Consider the following 18,515-nt stretch of genomic DNA (forward strand, 5'->3'; position numbering starts at 1 on the left):
TCGCCGCCAGATCCTTTACTGCATACTCCGCGGCCTCCGCCGCACTCGAGACATTCACGCTCATCGGATCAGAGGTTCGTTTTAATGATACATAAACGTGATGCAGGGGCTCACCACGGCGGCACGGAGGCACCACGGAGGACACGGTTTTTTATTCACCACGGCGACACGGCGAGCACGGCGCTTTTTTTATTTCCTGAAGGGGGCTGATGCCCCCTCGGAGACCCCTATATTGCTTATTAAAAACTTCACCACGGCGGCACGGAGGCATCACGGAGGGCACGGTATAATAATAACCACGGAGGACATGGAGGACTTTTATTTCCTGAAGGGGGCTGATGCCGCGCGGAGCGCTCTTGCTTACCCCTCGGAGACCCCCATTTTGTTTGTTGTAAAATTCACCACCGGATGCAGGGAATCTAAACATGGAGGGTACGGTTTAATATTAACCATGGATAACACGGTTTTTAATTGAACCATGTAGGGCACGGAGGACATGGAGGACTTTTATTTCCTGGAGGGGGGCTAATGCTGTGCGGAGCGCTCTTGCTTACCCCTCGGAGACCCACTGCTTAATAATATTATCAGGAAGCCGTGTTCGCCGTGTGTCCGCCGTGCCGTATTTTATAGGGCGCCGTGTTCGCCGTGTCGCCGTGGTGAATAATTAACCGTGTCCTCCGTGGTGCCTCCGTGCGCACCGTGGTTTATACCAAAAAAGCCTTTATTTCGCAGGGCATCCATATATCGGTGATGCTTATGAAGCTTCGAGCTATCCTCATCATCGGATTACTGGCTATATGCATGATCGCCCCGGCCGCCGCGTACCGCGACTATCCGATGGACGTCACGTACTCCCAGGACAATAAAGGCGACCCACGGGCCGTCGCCGTCCACTTCCAGGACGTCAGCGAGAACGATTACTCGGATAAGTTCTCGCCGGTAAAGTATCCGCCTGACAAATACGTTTTCATCTTAGTGAATTACTCGCTCATAAACCCGACCGATCACGACGTCACATACGAATTCAACATCTCTCTCAAGGACCAGGCGAACCGGTACTTCTACACGGACCAGTTCATCCTGGGCGAGATCGTGCCGGCACAGGGCAGCCTGCAGAACCGCCAGAAGCCTTTTGCAGTATACAGGAACTCGACCAATCTGCAGATCGTCTGGACTGACAAGGAAACTGACCCGCCATGGTTCCACTATGATACCCTGATACCTATCAAGTTCCAGGGCATCACGCCGACGCCGGCCGCGACGCCCACGCCGACGCCGGCCGCGACGCCCACTTCAACACCAACGCACGCTCCCGCGGGAGGATGCTTCTCGTTCCTGACGCTGGGGCTGCTCATCGGCTGTATAGGATGTGTGGGGATAATATCGAGGAAATATCTCAACGGGCGCTAAAATGGATGCCGTAATCGTTTGTATCGGCGACGAGCTGCTATCGGGAGATATAGCCGACCTGAACTCGACATGGCTGGCAAAAAACCTCACGGAGCTGGGCACCCTGGTGAAGAGGATCGAGGTCATACCGGACGATATCGCCGTCATCGTTCAGGCGCTGAAGGATATTGAGGCGGATAAGGTCATCGTGACCGGAGGCCTGGGCCCCACCCACGATGACGTGACACGGGTAGCCGTCGCCAGCGCCTTTAACCGGAGGCTCATCCGGGACCCGGAGGCCGTTAAGGTGGTCGAAGCTTCTGCCGCCCGGCATAACAGGAAACCTTTGCCCCAATCCTATAACATGGCGGACATACCCGATAATGTCGTGGTCATACCGAACCCCGTGGGCGCTGCTCCCGGCTTCATCGTGGACGGCCGTGTGTATGCCTTCCCCGGCGTGCCTTCCGAGATGAAGGCCATGTTCGAGCTGGTAAAGGACCATTTCCACGGGCCGAAGCTCATGGTCGACTGGATCATCACGGAGAAGCCTGAGTCCGCCATCGTGGCCGACCTGAACGAGGCCGTGAAGCGGTTCCCCAGAGTGATATTCGGCTCCTACCCGTCCGACGTTGTCAGGATAAAGATGAAGTCCTATGACGGGGGCGAGCTCCAGGCGGCAAAGGAATGGCTCTCGAAGCGCGTCCTATGATTTTTTATCTTTTTCAGGTTAAAGAAAAAGTTATATCGGGCATACGCTGTATTCAACTATAATTCTCATCGAAGGTCTTTTATGAGTATCAGGGAAAGCGCTATGATCGCGGTCCGGGACTGTATGGGCGTGAAGGCCGGGGAAAAAGTCCTGATAGTCTGCGATACCGAGAGAGATTTCATCGGGGTACCGATGTACGAGGCCGCCATGGAGCTGGGCGCCGAGTCTATATACATGGAAATGAAGCCCCGCACACGCAGCGGGGAGGAGCCGCCCGAAGTTATCGCCGACGCAATGCTGCATTCGGACGTGGTCATCGCGCCAACGGTCTTTTCACTGACACATACGCAGGCCCGTAAAAAAGCCTGCCAGAACGGCGCCCGCATAGCCACGATCCCGCTGACCGAGGGCACGAAGGAGCTCATCACCGAGATGTTCTCCACCGGCGGCATGACCGCCGACTATTTCCGGATGAGGGACTGCATCGAGCAGCTTTTTAAGCGGCAGCAGGGCACGAAGACGGCCCGTATCACTACGGAGCTTGGTACCGATGTACACGTTGAATTCGCGGGCCGGGAGTGGCATATGGATACAGGCCTGGCGCTGAACCCCGGCGATTTCACCAACCTGCCAGGCGGCGAGCTTTTCATCGCCCCGACGAGCGCGAACGGCCGGCTCGTGGTCGACGGCACTTTTGGCGACTGGGGCCTGCTCGACACGCCCCTCGAACTAACCATAAAGGACGGTGCATGCGTGGGCGCCATGGGCGCCCACGCGGATGACCTGCTGGCGCTGTTTAAAGAGCTCGGGCCCGATGCGCGCCACGTCGCCGAGCTCGGCATCGGCATGAACCCGAAGGCCAGGCTGTGGGGAATTTTGCTGGAAGACGAAAAAGTGGGCAATACGATACACATGGCGCTGGGCAACGACAGCGGCTTCGGCGGCACGTGCACCGTATCCATGCACTGTGATGGCATCGTGACGCACCCGACCGTCTACATCGACGGCAAAAAGCTTAATATCCCGGAGTACCTGTGAGGCGTTAATATGCCCTCGAACCATTATTTCGACGATCCATACAAAAAGGAATTCCAGGCAAAGGTCCTTTCCGTGGACGGCGATAAGGTCGTCCTCGAGGACACGTACTTCTTTCCGAGAGGCGGCGGCCAGACCGGGGATACGGGCACTATCGGCGGCGTAAAGGTTGTCGATACATTCGCTGAGAATGGCCGCATCATCCACGTCATGGAAAGCGTTCCCTCGTTTAAGGCGGGCGATACAGTCCAGTGCGAGATCGACTGGGAAAAGAGGTACAGGAAGATGCGCTTGCATTCCGCCTCCCACATCGTCTATTATCTTATGAGGGATGTGTTCGGCGACGGCTGCACGATAGCGTCCTCGGGCCTGCTGGACGAGAATAAGGAGCGGTCCGATTATTTATTCGAGGCCCCGCTGAATAAGGTGAAGCTGAAAGAGGTCGAGGACCGGGCGAACGCGCTCATCGCCGAAGGCTGGGATATCCGGACGTACCGGGACCCGATGGACCCTAACGTGCTCCACTGGGAGATGGAGCCCTGGAAGATGGACTGCTGCGGCACTCACCCGAAGAATTCGAAGGAGATCGGCCACATCACCATATCAAGGGGTAAAAAGCCGGGAAAAGGTCGCGAGCGCATCGAGATTTCCTTGAGCGGATAGGAAAACCATCTAATGCGATAACTATATTACATCATTAGTCAGTAAGCCTTTAACGGCACAACCTTTAAATCGTTTCAGAGCATTTTGTAAATAAGTAGTTACAAATAATAATTTATAAAAAAATCTAATAAAAGTCTATACAAATAAAATGCGGGTAGGATTATGGAGAAGAATGAATTCGAAATATTAAAAACGCTCTCTTATGCTGGTTCGATGGATGTGCTTTTTACCGTAACAAAGGGTAAGACCAAGTTCACCGATATCATGTTTGAGACCAAGCTGAACCCCGGCATATTGAATCGTCTCCTGAAAGCGCTCATGGCTTCGGATGTTCTGGAGAAAGATTCAGATGGCTATCACCTGTCGAACAAGGGCGCCCGGATCGTCTCCTATACGCTGGAGATCCTGGCCTTAGAGGGCGAAAAAGACAGCCATAAGGATATCAAGGAGATCTTATCCGCAAAGACCGGACAAAAAATAAAAGCGTAATTTTTTTTATCGAGAAGGAGGTGCCTAGCCCTCCTTCCTTATGAGCAGATAGGCTGCGGCAAGCAGACATATCAGCCCGATCAGGCCGGCAAAGCCAGGCGACCTGGCAGTGGTCGGCAAAGGCGTCGCGGTCGGCCCCACGAACAGGCTGGCTTTATACGTATCCACCATCACGCCGTTATCGTATGCGTCATACCCGACATCGACGATCTGGTTATTCTGTGTAATGATAGATGGCGTCAGGACCATCTTGGTCGAGTTGGCCTCGATAGGCACGCTGACGCTATTGGACGTATCACCGATCCAGGCCGTGATCGTTACGGGCTCATCGCCAGTGTTCGAAACGATGATCGTCTCGTGATCCGTATCCCACTGCGGGGAAGAGAATATCTTCCGCGGCGAAGGGGTCGGAGTGGCTGGCGTCGCGGTCGGCGCGGGTGTCGGAGTAAAGGTCGGAGTGGCAGTCACGTAAGAGCTCGAGCTCTGGCTCGATGCGGGCTTTGGCGTTGCGGTAGGTGTCGGCGTTGGAGTCGGCGTTGGAGTCGCCGTTGGGGTCGGAGTAGCTGTCGCGTTCGGGTCCGGTGTAGGGGTCGGTGTCGGTGTCGCTACCGCCTTTAGCTCAAGGGCGCTCAATCCCTGGGGTGACGATGGCGCCGATGTGACCCCGCTCAGGTCGACATTGTCCGAAGCCTTGTATGTAACGCCATCCGCCGTGTACGTGGCAGTTATGGGGTAATCTTTTCCGATCGGCAGGGAGAATGAGTAAAAGCCTTGATAGATCGAGGTCGAAGTCGTCGCCGTGTTACCGTTACAGGTGACCGTGGCCCCATTTACCGGCTCCCCGTTCAGCACGACCTGCCCGTAAACTGTTTCCGTTGCCGTTGTGGAAAGGGCTACCGGTAAGGCTATTAATGCCACGAGCGCCATGACCGCAAGCATGCAGGATAGTAATTTGAGGGTTCTGATATTAAGCATAGACTCACCTAATCGTTAAATAATATATAAACATATAATTATAATAATAACGTTTGAATTCTATCTGGCTAAAAGCCTAATAATTGTGGAATTAGCGATTTTATATGGCCTATATCGATATGCATGTGCATGGACTAATGGGGGAAAAACCTATTAGTTCTCGGGTATAATTGAAAGAGGTTCAAATGAGCGCGAGCAGGCCTTACGTGACGCTGATATCCGAGATGACCGTCGACGGCAAGCTGACCCTGAAGCGGGGGCTTTCGAGCAAGATCATCATGGGGCTCATGGATATGGAGAGCCAGAGATTTTTACATAAAAAGCGCACCGAGTTCGACGCCATCATGGTGGGCAGCAACACGATCAAGATCGATAACTCGATATTAACGAACCGTCTCGTAGAAGGCAGAAGCCCCGTCCGCGTGATCCCGTGCTCGGACGCTTCCATCCCGCCCGAGTCCAATGTCCTCAATCACGACGCGCCGACCATCGTGGTCGTATCGAGCAAGGCCGACGTAAATAAGGTACAGGCCATCCGGGAGAAAGGCGCGGACGTCATGGTCTGTGGCGACTCGCACGTCGATCTCGACCTGATGATGGAAGGGCTCGTAAAAAAAGGCATCAAGCGCCTCATGGTCGAAGGCGGGCCGACGCTCATCTGGCTGCTCATCAAAAAACAAATGATAGACCATATCATCCTCATCCAGATACCATATATCATCGGCGGCGACAGCACCCCGTCCCTTGTCGGAGGGCCGGGCGTGGACTCCATCGATCAGGTCGTCGGCACGGAGCTGACCGGCTTTTATAAAGTAGGAAACCACCTCATCACGGAGTACGACGTCATCTATAGCCCGAACGGAAAATAAGACTTTACTTTTTCATGTGCTGTTCCACGTACTGGACCATGTCGGCCAGCTTGAACGGCTTTTTCAGCGAGCCCGAGTAGAGCGCCATGTCGATCTCCTCGCCGAACGCGTCCGTGCCCGTCATCGTTATGATACAAGCCGCCTTTCCCTCCGGGGTCGCCTTGAGTTTTCGGGCCACGTCGTTGCCGGTCATATCCGGAAGCCGGTGGTCTAGCAATACGATATCGGGCTGGAACTCTAGAAAAGCGCTGATGCCGGCGTTGCCGTTCTCGGCGGTCCTGACTTCAAGGCCTTTGCCTTTCAGGGCAATGCTGATGAGACCGCAAATATCGATATCGTCGTCGACTACCAGGACCTTGCTCCCCATGATCATACCCGCATGTTATGATATTGAATGGAGCTATTTTATTTATGCTTTGTGTCGGGAACGGAAAGAGCAACGCCTTTATTTTTGGCGAATCGAAAACATATTAAAGCAAAAACGTTATGGATTAACAGAATTCATTGTTGTCTTAATAGGTGTGCACGAATGGATATCGAAGGATACGCAAAAAGAGGCCTGAGGAAAGGCGATACCGGGCTCGCGGACAGGCTGGCCGAGAGGATCAGGGAGGTCAAGGATATCTCCCCGGAGGGGGCGAAAAAGCTCGCCGAGGCGGTCATCGTCGAGGCCCGGGCGACCCTGGATGTCAAGGACGACGTCATTGCCAGCCAGCCCTGCGGCGTCACCATGGGCGCCTTCGGCGTGGGCTCCCGCGGCCGGGGCGACTTCTATGCGCACAGCAAGATCGCCGAGGTCATCGGCAAGACCAATGCCGTGTGCGACTCCAGCCAGATGGACGACTCCGGCGTCGTCCGGGCGGGCGGCCAGTACGTCGTCGTCACGGTCGACGGCATGCATTCACGCTTATCCGATTTCCCCTTCCTCGCAGGATTCCACTGCACGCGGGCGTCGCTGAGGGACTTATACGTCATGGGCGCAAAGCCGGTGGCGCTGTTCTCGGACATCCACATCGCGGACGACGGCGACGTATCGAAAATATTCGATTATACGGCGGGCATCACGACCGTATCCGACCTTATCGGCGTGCCGCTGGTCACGGGCAGCACGCTGCGCATCGGCGGCGACATGGTCATCGGGGACCGCATGACCGGCTGCGTCGGCGCCGTGGGAGTGGCGCAGGAGCTGACGGCCCGTATCCAGTCGAAGCCGGGGGACGTCATCATGGTCAGCGAAGGCGCAGGAGGAGGCACGGTCTCCACGACCGCCCTCTATTTTGGCATGCACGAAGTGGTCGAAAAGACCCTGAACGTGAAATTCCTCGAGGCCTGCGAAGCCCTTTTCGAGCACAACCTCATCGGTAAGATCCACGCGATGACCGACGTTACCAACGGCGGTATCCGGGGAGATGCCTACGAGATCGCGGGCACAGCCGGCGTAAAGCTGGTCTTCTACGAGGAGCGCCTGAGAAAGCTGGTCGACCCGACCGTGCTCAAGATGCTGGGCTCTCTAAAGATCGACTATCTGGGCGTATCCCTGGACGCGCTATTGATCATCGCGCCGCCCGAGAACGCGGAAATAATAATGGATGCCGTACGGAGTAAGGGCGTCCGGATCGATATTGTCGGTAAAGTTATGGAAGGCCATGGCGCATACCTCATTGAGAACGAGGTCGAGAGAGATTTCACACCGAAGTTCCGGGAATCCGCCTATACGCCGATCAAAAAGCTGGTCGGAGAAGAGACGCCCATGTCCTTCGAGGAAATGAAAAAGAAGGTCGACCAGGCGGCAACCCATGCAATCCAGAAGAAGGAGCGCATGGTCGCCCGTATCAGGAGTAGGGACCAGTCCCTGGCTCAAGCATCCGCAAAGCCGCAGAAGCTAAAATCGGACACATAGGCGATTTTTTCATTTTAGAGAAACTTTTTAAGGTCGTAATGGCTGTATAATCTAGAGCGACCATATTCAGGAGATATCATGCCGGGACCTAATATAACGATTACATTGATAGGCAGCAGGCTGGCGAAGACTGGGACGGCGTTCATCTATAGGGGCCCCCAGCCCGAGTGTGAGAATTGTAAGCTGAAGACGGTCTGCCTTAACCTGGAGAAGGGCAAGAAGTACCAGGTCGTCGCCCTCCGAAGCGGCAGCGAGCACGAGTGTAACTTACACGATACGAGCGTCCGTGCCGTCGAAGTATCGCCCTGCCCCATCGTCGTAGCCATCGAGTCCCGGAAGGCGTTTAACGGCTCGAAGCTAACCTACGAGGAGCTTGAGTGCGAGAAAACGTGTAGATCTTATGATGCCTGCCATCCCGCCGGGCTGGTGAGCGGCGAAAAATATACCATCGCCGAGGTTTATGACGAAGCGCCCGGGCCCTGTGAAAAAGGCTTGATATTAAAAAAAGTCCTATTAAAATAAAGACCGTGTGTGAGTTCACACGGTATCGCTATTTTCGGTCCTGCCATACAGGGCGAACTTAATCGTATCCCATAGCTGTTTTGCTGTAGAGATCAGGCATCCGAAAATGACAACGGCAAGCACGAACTTTATCAGGGTCGTCGGGCCCATAGAAAGCGCGGCGTTGAACGGGAACACTATCAGGAGCCATATGAACAGCAGGCTGACGGCAAGGTTCACGATCGTCTCGAGCAGGGACGGTATCCACTTCTGCCGGATGAGCAGATACGATAGCGCCACCAGGATGTTGATGATGGCGATGGCGTTAAAGTAGAGCACGAAAGGCGCGAACTTGTCTGACAGCAGCGGGACGAGCACAGGATTATTTCCAAAGCTCTGGATGAACGGGGCCTTCGTCCAGAATATGTTCAGCACGGCGAGCCATATGATGTTGGCGACAACCTTTGCCGTGACGTTGATCAGCGATGTCTTATCGTTCAAGCTCCTTTCGAACGCCTTCAGGCGGGCCTCGTAGGGCGTTTTCAGCGTGGTATTATAGAGGTACATGCAGAGGAATATGCCGGCGATCGCCACGATTGCCACGGCGAGGGCGAAGACGACCGACAGGATGATCTGCAGGACATCCTGCGCCGAGCCCGATCCGGGGAGCGTCATTTTCAACGTATCCGGCGATACCAGCCAGAGTATAGCGCCCACCGCCAGGAAAGCCGCGGCAATGCCCGCCAAAGATAATAAAGCCTTGCCCATGCCATGCTCCAGTATGGCTTTTTTCGCGGGATACATGGCGGCGATCTTTTTTGCGGGCCCCATCTTCGCGAGCACTTCTTTCACGATCTGCTCGGATACCGGCACTTTTCTCTCGGCGGCCAGCGCGTCGGCGCTGTCGAGTATGTGCGTCCGAAGTTCCCGGGCGACGTCGTTCTTCTGCTGCCCGCTCATGCCCTCCGTGGCCGCGTCGACGTACTCTTTTATCAATAACTGCTTCTTCAGCTCTTCTGCCATATCGCCGGGCTGTTTCCCGCCCAGGCTCTTCGCCATGTCGTCAATATAGTCCTTGTTGTAATCGTCAGTCATTTAATTCACCCCATTCATGTCGTTTTCCAGATTTCCCATCGCCAGCTCGATAGATCTCATCGATTCCAGCAACTTTCCACGTATTTCACGCCCATAATCGGTAATCGTGTAGTATTTTCTCGGCCTGGGGCCTTCGGTGACCCACCGGCTGCTCAATATGCTCTCGTCCTCAAGGCGCCTCAGAATCGGATAAAGCGTCCCCTCTTCCACTCCCAGCCCAGCGTCCTTGAGGCTCTTGATGATGTCGTAGCCATAGCGCTCCTTCTCCAGGAGGCACATCACGGCGACCTGCATCACCCCGCGTTTCACCTCGGTCTCGAAGCGTTCAAAGATATCGTCCATGGTATCACTTGCATAGTCATATAATGTGTGATGCAATTAATTGTATCACAAACTATACTGTATCACTCTAAGTATATAAAACGATCGATTGATGATGACAACCTGGCGTAGGTAGAATAGTAACAGGCCATTGATTGCTTATCCTGGACGATATAGCCGCTAAATGAGATAATATTTTATAGATTTACGTTTTAACCAGCTACGTTTTATATGGAAGAGCGAAGCAAGGGGACCGGCATAAAAACAATAGCCCATTTTATGTTCGGCGTCGGAGTTATAGACCTTATATTTATTTTTCTACTCTTTGCTATAGCACAGGCAGGTTTCCTTGCAGGGGCCCCGATCTCTCGCTATAACTTAATAATCGCCCTGGCATTTACCGCCATCGCCAGTATCTTATTATCGAAGTATGGGCCGGGACAAAACGGAAAGGCGAATTTAATTTTTGCCGCCGCCGCACTGGTCGTTTTTTTAGTCCTCCTGCTGGCAAGCGGCGCGATAGCAGACAGCTTTTATGATGTCTCCTATGACGGCCAGTGGTACCACCAGGGCGCAATTTACCTCTTAATGAACGGCTTTAACCCTATATACCAGCAGACACCAGGAAATTTCTCTGGCGGGTTGTACATCGACCATTACCCGCTGGGATTCGAGACCGCTTCTGCGGTCATCACATCCTTTACGCACCACATCGAAGATGGGAAACTGCTAAACGTCTTTTTAATGGTCACTTCATTCCTGCTCATCTTCCCGATCATCTTCTTCGCCTTTCCCGAAATTAACCAGGCTTTCACTCTTATAGTCTCCTTACTCTGCGCATTTAACCCGGTCTGCATCTATCAGTCTCTAAGCTATTACGTGGACGGTGCCTCGGCATCTCTGCTGGCGATACTAGTATTTTTACTGATACTAGCCTATAAAAAGCTGGACAGGCTTTTATTTATCGTTATCTCCCTCGTGGTCATGCTGTCTGTTAATATAAAATTTTTTAACCTGGCCTATGTAATCGTCCTGGTAGTCGGGTTTATCATTATCGCCCAAATCGGACATCGGACAACAAGGCTCCATTATCTCCTGGTGTTTTCGCTGCTCATCGGCTTATTGTTCGGGGCCCACCCGTACATAGCGAACCTGGTCAGTCACGGCACACCATTCTATCCGGTGAACGGCCTTAGCCCGGACATGATATCCGGCGATACGCCGGCCAACCTGGCGGGAAAAAATAGCATGGAGCAGCTTGTCATATCCCTGTTCGCCCGGGCCGATACCAGTAAAAGCGATGCCCTGCTAAAAGTACCATTGACATATACGAATGAAGAGCTCAGGTCATTCACGATGACCGACCCCAGGGTCGGCGGATTCGGCCCGATGTTCAGCGCTGTCGTTATACTGACCATTCTCTATTTGATATTAATACCCTTCATAAAATTAGAAAATGCGAATCCTTTAATTCACGTGATTCTACCTATGTGTTTACTCTTGATCATCACTGTATTGATCAATCCCGCAAGCTGGTGGGCCCGATATGTCCCGCAACTATGGCTGGTCCCGATATTATTGATGATCGACGCATGGCAGAGGCTTAGGGGCATGCAAAAACTGTTCATTTTCGCGATGGTGATGGTGCTGATAATGAACATATGGCTGATCGCCAGTAGCTATTATAGCTATCAGGAAAATACGACATACAAAATTAACCAGCAAATCGACGAGATCCGGCCCCTCACCCAACACAAGATACCATGGCTCTATTGTGGAGCATTTCCCGCCGTTCAGGACCGCTATATCGAGCATGGCATAAACTTTACTTTCACGGATAAACCCCCCGACGATACATGGGCCCCGCTCGCCGAAGTCGTAGACTCATACGGGCAGGTCATGTTTTATTACTAAAATACCGAGTTGAATAATGGCGGTTGTCCGCGCAGCATCTCTAAAAATAAAAAATTCGCGAGCCCTGCTATTCAGGGCTCATTCGCTTTTTTCGGCCAGGTCGGATTCGTCGAACGTCTCCTTATAAGTCACATGCCTATAGCCGACAAAGCTGGTCAGGAATCTGGCGATAAGCACCTTGCCTATCGCCCACTCCTCGCTCAGGTAGTATTCCTTCGGCACGTCGATGGTGATCGTGTCGCCCACGGTCTCATACTTTGCTTCGGGGCCGATATAGCCGTGAATGATCGCATCCGTCTTCTCGCCCTTATCCTCGAGGACGTCCTCGATCCTGTAATCGAAGGTCAGAGTCTTGCCAGCCAGGGGCTCGTTATAGTCCACCCGGACACGGCCGCCGCTGACGCTCTCGATGACGCCGACCCGCCCATCCGACTCGATCCAGGCTCCCGGCTCGGGCTTCTTGTCGAACTTTTTAGTCGAAACTGTCTCGATAAGCTCGAGGCTCCTGAAGCCATAGCCCTTCTCCGGGGGCACCGTCACCGTGCCCTTATGGCCTTTCTTCTTGCCAGGTAAGTCCTCTTCCAGGCCCTGGACGAGCGTGTTCGAGCCCACGACGACGGTCATCGGCTCGTAGGTCCGCTTCTCGTCGTAAATCTCATTCTGCTTCGCGACGTCCGCATCGGTCGTGTCGAACACGGAGCCATTGTCGAGCTTTCCCGTGAAGGACAATTTTATGATATCTCCTTTTGTGATCGCCATAAGTTCCATCTCACATAAACAGAGGTTATGTTACATCTGCATTAAGGTACATAAGGTATAAAAAAGTAGGCAGGCCGTTGAGAGCGGCCGGCTATATTATTCTTTCTTCTCTTCAGGCGCGGGGGTTTCCTCGACCTTCGGAGCTATGGGCTTCGTATAAGTCTCCTGGAAGACGACTTCCTTAATGTCGTCCTGCTCCAGGATATCGTTGGCCGCGACGCTCTTGGCGATCGCCCAGCGCTGGTTGTAGGAAAGCTCCCGGGGGACCTCGACGATGACCTTATCGCCTTCAGTCTTGTGTCCGATGTCCTGGCCCGCGTACAGCTTCATGATGGCATCGATCTTCCTGTCGGTACCCTCGATTAATTCGTCTACAGCGTAATCGTAAGTCAGCGTCTCTCCCGCCAGCGCGGGGTTGAAGTTGATGCGCACGCGGCCGCCCGCGGTGCTCTCCACCATGCCCGTCCGGTTCTGTACCTGGACGCGCATGCCGGGCTTGACCTTTTCCTTGAACTTCTTGGCCGGGATGGTCTCGATGAGGTCCAGGCGCCTCATGCCGAAGCCCTTTTCAGGGGCCACTTCGACGTGGCCCTTCTCGCCGACGTCCTTCCCGATGATGTCCTCGTCGAGGCCGGCGACGACGTAGCCCTTGCCGACGACGATGGTCTCGGGGCCGTAGTTTGCCTTTTCATTGTATATGCCGTTCTCCTTCGCGACGTTCGCGTCCGTCGTATCGAACACGACGCCGTTAGAGAGCTTGCCGGTGTATGAGAGCTTGATGAAATCTCCTTTTTGAACGGTTGCCATATGCGTTTAAATCTCCTGTGAGTTGGTTAAATTATTGAAGCCATACTAGACTTGTTTCTATAAGAATGTTTTGAAAATTTATGCTGTGTTGAATTGCTCTTGTATTTTAAGCTTTTTAAGGGCATATTCAACACAGCAAAAATTTATGATAAGTCAGCGTGAAAATGGCGTTATAAAGCCATTGAACGCCGGAATCCAGCCGGGAATATAGCATCGACCCATATGGCGAATGAATAGATCATCCGATTACTTAAAAAAGTTAGAGGATTCTTAGCAATTTTTAAATCGTAAGATTTATATAGTCAATGTTTATATAAAATTTTATTAGCCCGTGATATGATTAATAAACATGCTTATTTGATTACTGCACACAATAATTTTTATGTTCTAAAAAAGTTACTCAGTCTTTTAGATGATGAAAGAAATGATATATATATTCATATTGATAAAAAAATAAAAAATTTTGATTTTGCCTCATTTTCCAATATATGTAAATATTCAACAGTAAAATTTGTTCCGCGAATTAATGTATATTGGGGTGATTACTCACATATAGAAAATAGATATATTCTTTTGGAACAATCTATAGATAATAATTATAAATATTATCATTTCTTATCAGGCGTCGATTTACCAATTAAAACTCAAGATTATATACATGATTTTTTTAAAACAAACGATGGTAAAGAATTTGTCGGCTTTTCTGATTATATGAATCCTGAATGGGTTGATAAAATTCATATATTAAGCAGACATCGAAAACGACAAAAGGCTATTGGATATATAGTCAATCAATTTATCACACGTCCTTCTATAAAGGCACAATATATAATTAAATATAATAGAACAAATAAATTTCAACATACCTTCAAGAAAGGGAGTGATTGGTATTCTATCACCCACGATTTTGCTAAATATATAATTTCTAATAAAGAAACAGTAAAGGATTTGTTTAAATATGCAATGATTCCTTCAGAATTATATGTCCAAACTTTAATATGGAATTCAAATTTTAAACAAAATCTATATGATGCGCATTCTAAAAAAAATGTAAACGATCCAAATGATCCATGGTCGAGCAGTCTACGTTATATTGATTGGAAGAGAGGATATCCGTACGTTTTTAGAATTAGCGATTTCAATGATCTAATTAATTCTGATAAAATATTCGCGAGAAAATTTGATGAAAATATCGATAGAGAAATAATAGACAAAATATATATGTATATAAAAAAATTAAAGGGCCATTTTTATATGCCAGTTCGCCGATAAATCCTTTAATTTTCATAAACATTATATCCGATGCCTCTAACTTATCTAGGATGATCGAGATCGAGATCAAGGCGAGGGCGGACCACGAAGCCCTGAAGAAGAGGCTTAAGCAGGAGGGTGCGGCCATAGAGCGGATTGTCGATCAGGCCGATATCTACTTTAACGCCCCGGACCGGAATTTTGGAAAGACGGACGAGGCCCTGAGGCTTCGGAATGAAAGTGGCCAGATATATTTAACGTATAAGGGTAAAAAGCTCGACCCGCTTAGCAAGACCCGCAAGGAAGTCGAAGTTGAAGTGGCCGATCATAAGAAGATGGAGGAGCTCATCCTCTGCCTGGGATACCGGGAGACGCTGCGCGTCCATAAAATGAGAGTTATTTACCATCTCGATGGCGCCCTTGTATGCCTGGACAAAGTGGACGGGCTGGGAGAGTTCGTGGAGCTGGAGACGCTCGCCACGGATGAGGGCGATATGCCAAAGAGGCGCGACTTTTTAATCGAAACACTGCGCAGGCTGGGTGTCACCGGCGACCTGATACGCGAGTCATACTTAGAAATGCTCCTGGTTAAAAAATAATTTTTACCATTTACCCCAGTGTTCGGCCGCTTCGCCCATCCTGGGCGGTGCTTCAGGCGACTCGTCAGGATATCCGATCGGCAGGAGAGCTACGGGCCGCACTCCCGATGGCAGCTCTAAAAGATATGTTATTGCCGCCTCGTTAAAAGCCCCGATCCAGCACGTCCCGAGCTCCAGGTTCTGGGCCATGAGCATCATATTCATGATCGCGGCCGAGGCGTCTTGCACTGCATAGAGCTCGCCTCTTTTACCATATCTGGCAGACGAGCGGCTCACGTTCGCGCAGACAACGATGCACACGGGGGCGCTCATGATGAAATACTGGTTATGGGCCGCCATGGCGAGCAATTCCTTGACCGCGTTATCCTGGACGATGATATAGTCCCGGGCCTGCAGGTTCCCGGCGGACGGCGCCATATGGCCGGCCCGCAGGACCTCCTTGAGCATGCCCTCGGGTATTTCCTTATTCTTAAAACGGCGTATGGAACGCCGCCTGTCAATGGCGTCGGTTACTTCCATCGGACCACCAATACATTTATATCAGGACATCATATTAAGCAATATCGAACCGTTGTATAGGCCTGTAAGCCAGTCAAAGGTTTTCATTTTGGTGAATAACTTATGAGAATAACGATGGACCTTGAGCTTAAGGACATTCCCGGCCAGCTTGTGAAGGCGCTCGAGCCCATTTCGGATGCGGGCGGCAACATTGTCACTGTGGTGCACCACCACGAGCAGCGCACTAACCGGGGCACTATTCCCCTGCAGGTCGTTTTCGAGATGGAAGACGGCCTGGACGAGCTGAAGAAGAAGCTGGAATCCCGGGGCATCAAGGTCGTCAGGTTCAACGAGCTGCGGCTGCTGGAGCGGAAGACGGTCGTGCTCGTAGGCCATATTATCCACTCCGATATCCGGGATACCATCGAGCACATCGACTCGACGGGCTATGCCGAGGTCGTCGAGCTGGCCATGAGCATGCCGGGTATATCGCTCAAATCGTCCGCCAGGATAAGCATCAGCGCCACAGGCAAGGCCGAGATGAAGAAAGCGCTCCGGCTGCTCCGTGATATCGCGAAAGAGAAAGACCTGCTCGTGATAGAGCCCATCGAGACGGAGGAAGCATAATGGCTTTAAAAGTCGCCATAATAGGCTTCGGGAGTGTCGGCAAGGGCGTCATCAAGGTCCTGTCCGAGCGTAAGGACGACACGTTCAGGGTTGTCGCTATAACCGATTCGAAGGGTGCGGTCCTCGACGATAAAGGGCTGGACCTGGCGGACGTGCTGAAAAGGAAGAAAAACGGCGACCTGAAGAGGGCGAACATGTCTAGCATGGGCGTCATAAAAGAGGCCGACTACGACATCCTCGTCGAGGTCACGCCGACCGACGCTAAGACGGGCGAGCCCGGCCTTTCGTATATCCGGGAGGCGCTCAAGCGCGGCAAGCACGCCGTAACCTCGAATAAGGGCCCGGTCGCGTTACGGTATAAGGAATTATGCGAGCTGGCGAAGAAGAATCACGTACAGTTCCTGTTCGAGGCCACGGTGGGCGGCGCAATGCCCGTTTTTAATTTAATGCGCGGGCCCCTTGCTGGAAATCCGATCACGAGCATCGAGGGCATCTTCAACGGCACCTGTAACTACATCCTGACCAGAATGGCCAGCGAGGGACTGCCATACGACATGGTCCTGTCCGAGGCGAAGGAGCTGGGCATCGCGGAGGCCGACCCGACCTATGACGTGGAAGGGATCGATACGGCACTGAAGCTCGTCATCCTGGCGAACTCCGTCTTCGGCATGGACGTAGGGCTCGACGACGTCGACCGCGTCGGCATATCCAGCGTATGCCTGGAAGCGCTGAAGCTGGCCGGCGAGGCCGGCATGGTCATCAAGCTTATCGGCGAAGTGCGCCCTAACGGGGGAGAGTATGTCCTGAGGGTTAGCCCGAGGCTCGTGCCGAAGACACACCCGCTGGCCGTACAGGGCACGCTCAACGCCGCCCTCATCCAGACGAAGCTGGCCGGCGAGATCTTCGTCATCGGCAAGGGCGCCGGGTCCATCGAGACCGCCAGCGCCATCCTGAGCGACATGCTCTATATTGCTTCCCTGCAGTGACTACCAGAAGCCGGCGTTGCCGTAATTATTGAAAAAGCCCAGCGTGCTCAGCGTGCAGTACGCCTGGGCAAAAACCGACCCCAGCCACGGGAAAGGCTTAAAAGGCCAGGTACACATCGGTCCAGTCTGTGCAACGGCAGGTATCATAAAAAGATTAACGGCGATAAGGCAGGATAGTAATATTTTTTTTAATTGTCCCATTTCCACTACCATATGAGTAAAGGCTAACATCGCATTTAATATGCCTGGCGAATCGAGCGGAAATGCCGGCCGCCGGCGATAGAACAAAAGATATGGCCCAATACGTACTTGTTATGCATATGCCGGAAATGCAGACATCCGAAGTGACCCGCCTCCGTATACGGGAGTTCAACAAGCTGAAGATGGGCGATGGTGTGCGGCTGCTCAAGTGCGAGGTCTGCGGAAAGCTCACCGACCATGGCATCATCATCGACCGGGACATCGTGGAAGAAGGCGCCTCCGGGCAGCTCGAAAAGACCGGTTACGAGCGATGGACGCTGTGCCCGGAATGCTCGAAAGATATTATAAATCAAACTCAGGCCTTCACCGATAAAATTATCCAGGATATTGGTACAATTTTGAAATAATCAGGAAGTTGTAAACCCGGGTTAAAACTTGACCGATAAACCCGAATCGTCTCTATATTTTTCGTTAATTTTGGGTTCCATATCCATCCGACAACACCATTTCTATCGAGAGCAATCTTATGGTCATTGGAAAATTTATTAATTGAGGCATGAAAAACTTAGTTAAAATAATAACTGTGTTGAATTACTCCCGTATTTTAAGCTTTTAAGAGATGGGGGGCACTATTTTCACCATAAAGGCCTGTGGTTCCGTGTTTGTTATGTGATCGTTCGCTGATTTGTTCGGTTTTTCAACACGAAAACACGAATTCTTTTATATCCCACGTAAGGGCCCGAAAAGACTAAGGTCCATGCTTAGGGCTTAAAACACTAAACAAAGCCTCCCGAAGGCACGAGCCTCCCGAAAGGGATTGAAACACGAGAGACAGCATGTATAACTGGAAATACATGCCGTTCTCGTGTTTCTAATTATTAGTGTTTTAGAGCCGTTCGGGAGGCCGACATTAACTTGAACAGG

Annotated in this window: 22 protein-coding genes; 14 read left to right on the top strand and 8 right to left on the bottom strand. The window is 51.9% G+C overall.

Annotated elements, in window-relative coordinates; all coding sequences use genetic code 11:
• The first annotated feature begins 756 nt into the window (after positions 1-756).
• From VMC84_RS09325 to VMC84_RS09345, 5 genes are all read left to right on the top strand, one after another.
• Positions 757-1,410 (top strand): hypothetical protein, encoded by a 654-nt coding sequence (locus VMC84_RS09325; protein ID WP_325379930.1) that lies wholly within the window; start codon positions 757-759, stop codon positions 1,408-1,410.
• A 1-nt stretch (position 1,411) separates the two neighbouring features.
• The gene (locus VMC84_RS09330; protein ID WP_325379932.1) at positions 1,412-2,101 is read left to right on the top strand and encodes a competence/damage-inducible protein A; all 690 of its coding nucleotides are present in this window, start codon (positions 1,412-1,414) and stop codon (positions 2,099-2,101) included.
• An 81-nt stretch (positions 2,102-2,182) separates the two neighbouring features.
• Positions 2,183-3,139: an aminopeptidase gene (locus VMC84_RS09335; protein WP_325379934.1), complete on the top strand. Its 957-nt coding sequence runs from the start codon at positions 2,183-2,185 to the stop codon at positions 3,137-3,139.
• A 9-nt stretch (positions 3,140-3,148) separates the two neighbouring features.
• Positions 3,149-3,799 carry an alanyl-tRNA editing protein gene (locus VMC84_RS09340; RefSeq protein ID WP_325379936.1) on the top strand — a complete coding sequence of 217 codons (651 nt, stop codon included), beginning with the start codon at positions 3,149-3,151 and terminating at the stop codon, positions 3,797-3,799.
• Between the two features lie 162 nt (positions 3,800-3,961).
• Positions 3,962-4,288: a winged helix-turn-helix domain-containing protein gene (locus VMC84_RS09345; protein WP_325379938.1), complete on the top strand. Its 327-nt coding sequence runs from the start codon at positions 3,962-3,964 to the stop codon at positions 4,286-4,288.
• A gap of 24 nt (positions 4,289-4,312) precedes the next feature.
• Here the strand turns inward: VMC84_RS09345 and VMC84_RS09350 are convergent, their stop codons facing one another.
• On the bottom strand, positions 4,313-5,263 hold the full coding sequence (locus tag VMC84_RS09350) for a hypothetical protein (RefSeq protein WP_325379940.1): 951 nt from the start codon (positions 5,261-5,263) through the stop codon (positions 4,313-4,315).
• A 185-nt stretch (positions 5,264-5,448) separates the two neighbouring features.
• Here VMC84_RS09350 and VMC84_RS09355 point away from each other — a divergent pair, with 185 nt between their 5' ends.
• Positions 5,449-6,132 carry a RibD family protein gene (locus VMC84_RS09355; protein WP_325379942.1) on the top strand — a complete coding sequence of 228 codons (684 nt, stop codon included), beginning with the start codon at positions 5,449-5,451 and terminating at the stop codon, positions 6,130-6,132.
• Positions 6,133-6,136: 4 nt separating this feature from the next.
• Here the strand turns inward: VMC84_RS09355 and VMC84_RS09360 are convergent, their stop codons facing one another.
• Entirely contained in the window at positions 6,137-6,505 is a 369-nt protein-coding gene (locus VMC84_RS09360; RefSeq protein WP_325379944.1) for a response regulator, read from the bottom strand.
• 156 nt (positions 6,506-6,661) lie between these two features.
• On the opposite strand from VMC84_RS09360, the gene VMC84_RS09365 reads away from it, so the two are divergent.
• Both VMC84_RS09365 and VMC84_RS09370 read left to right on the top strand, forming a co-directional pair.
• A complete protein-coding gene (locus VMC84_RS09365; protein WP_325379946.1) occupies positions 6,662-8,032 on the top strand; it encodes an AIR synthase-related protein in 1,371 nt (456 codons plus the stop codon).
• 78 nt (positions 8,033-8,110) lie between these two features.
• A complete protein-coding gene (locus tag VMC84_RS09370) occupies positions 8,111-8,554 on the top strand; it encodes a UPF0179 family protein (RefSeq protein ID WP_325379947.1) in 444 nt (147 codons plus the stop codon).
• Between the two features lie 15 nt (positions 8,555-8,569).
• Here the strand turns inward: VMC84_RS09370 and VMC84_RS09375 are convergent, their stop codons facing one another.
• Positions 8,570-9,628 (bottom strand): HAAS signaling domain-containing protein, encoded by a 1,059-nt coding sequence (locus VMC84_RS09375; protein WP_325379948.1) that lies wholly within the window; start codon positions 9,626-9,628, stop codon positions 8,570-8,572.
• Positions 9,629-9,970 carry a PadR family transcriptional regulator gene (locus tag VMC84_RS09380; protein WP_349256764.1) on the bottom strand — a complete coding sequence of 114 codons (342 nt, stop codon included), beginning with the start codon at positions 9,968-9,970 and terminating at the stop codon, positions 9,629-9,631.
• Positions 9,971-10,180: 210 nt separating this feature from the next.
• Between VMC84_RS09380 and VMC84_RS09385 the strand changes: the two genes are divergently transcribed.
• A complete protein-coding gene (locus VMC84_RS09385) occupies positions 10,181-11,863 on the top strand; it encodes a hypothetical protein (protein WP_325379950.1) in 1,683 nt (560 codons plus the stop codon).
• A gap of 78 nt (positions 11,864-11,941) precedes the next feature.
• Here VMC84_RS09385 and VMC84_RS09390 read toward each other — a convergent pair whose 3' ends face one another.
• Positions 11,942-12,622 carry a peptidylprolyl isomerase gene (locus tag VMC84_RS09390; RefSeq protein WP_325379951.1) on the bottom strand — a complete coding sequence of 227 codons (681 nt, stop codon included), beginning with the start codon at positions 12,620-12,622 and terminating at the stop codon, positions 11,942-11,944.
• A 96-nt stretch (positions 12,623-12,718) separates the two neighbouring features.
• On the bottom strand, positions 12,719-13,429 hold the full coding sequence (locus VMC84_RS09395; RefSeq protein WP_325379952.1) for a peptidylprolyl isomerase: 711 nt from the start codon (positions 13,427-13,429) through the stop codon (positions 12,719-12,721).
• 336 nt (positions 13,430-13,765) lie between these two features.
• On the opposite strand from VMC84_RS09395, the gene VMC84_RS09400 reads away from it, so the two are divergent.
• Both VMC84_RS09400 and cyaB read left to right on the top strand, forming a co-directional pair.
• Entirely contained in the window at positions 13,766-14,701 is a 936-nt protein-coding gene (locus VMC84_RS09400) for a beta-1,6-N-acetylglucosaminyltransferase (protein WP_325379953.1), read from the top strand.
• A gap of 50 nt (positions 14,702-14,751) precedes the next feature.
• On the top strand, positions 14,752-15,279 hold the full coding sequence (cyaB, locus tag VMC84_RS09405; protein ID WP_325379954.1) for a class IV adenylate cyclase: 528 nt from the start codon (positions 14,752-14,754) through the stop codon (positions 15,277-15,279).
• A gap of 3 nt (positions 15,280-15,282) precedes the next feature.
• Here the strand turns inward: cyaB and VMC84_RS09410 are convergent, their stop codons facing one another.
• Positions 15,283-15,798 (bottom strand): nitroreductase family protein, encoded by a 516-nt coding sequence (locus tag VMC84_RS09410; RefSeq protein ID WP_325379956.1) that lies wholly within the window; start codon positions 15,796-15,798, stop codon positions 15,283-15,285.
• 102 nt (positions 15,799-15,900) lie between these two features.
• Here VMC84_RS09410 and VMC84_RS09415 point away from each other — a divergent pair, with 102 nt between their 5' ends.
• Together VMC84_RS09415 and VMC84_RS09420 are read left to right on the top strand one after the other, a co-directional pair.
• Positions 15,901-16,404, top strand: coding sequence for an amino acid-binding protein (locus VMC84_RS09415; protein ID WP_325379958.1), 504 nt, complete (start codon positions 15,901-15,903; stop codon positions 16,402-16,404).
• Positions 16,404-17,390 (top strand): homoserine dehydrogenase, encoded by a 987-nt coding sequence (locus VMC84_RS09420; RefSeq protein WP_325379960.1) that lies wholly within the window; start codon positions 16,404-16,406, stop codon positions 17,388-17,390. The genes VMC84_RS09415 and VMC84_RS09420 overlap by 1 nt, the downstream gene beginning before the upstream one ends.
• Here VMC84_RS09420 and VMC84_RS09425 read toward each other — a convergent pair whose 3' ends face one another.
• Positions 17,391-17,603, bottom strand: coding sequence for a hypothetical protein (locus tag VMC84_RS09425; RefSeq protein WP_325379962.1), 213 nt, complete (start codon positions 17,601-17,603; stop codon positions 17,391-17,393). It abuts the gene before it with no gap.
• 107 nt (positions 17,604-17,710) lie between these two features.
• Here VMC84_RS09425 and VMC84_RS09430 point away from each other — a divergent pair, with 107 nt between their 5' ends.
• Complete coding sequence (locus VMC84_RS09430; protein WP_325379964.1) at positions 17,711-17,998, top strand: hypothetical protein; 288 nt, start codon at positions 17,711-17,713, stop codon at positions 17,996-17,998.
• Positions 17,999-18,515 lie beyond the last annotated feature (517 nt).

The organism is Methanocella sp., from assembly GCF_035506375.1.
GTDB lineage: Archaea > Halobacteriota > Methanocellia > Methanocellales > Methanocellaceae > Methanocella.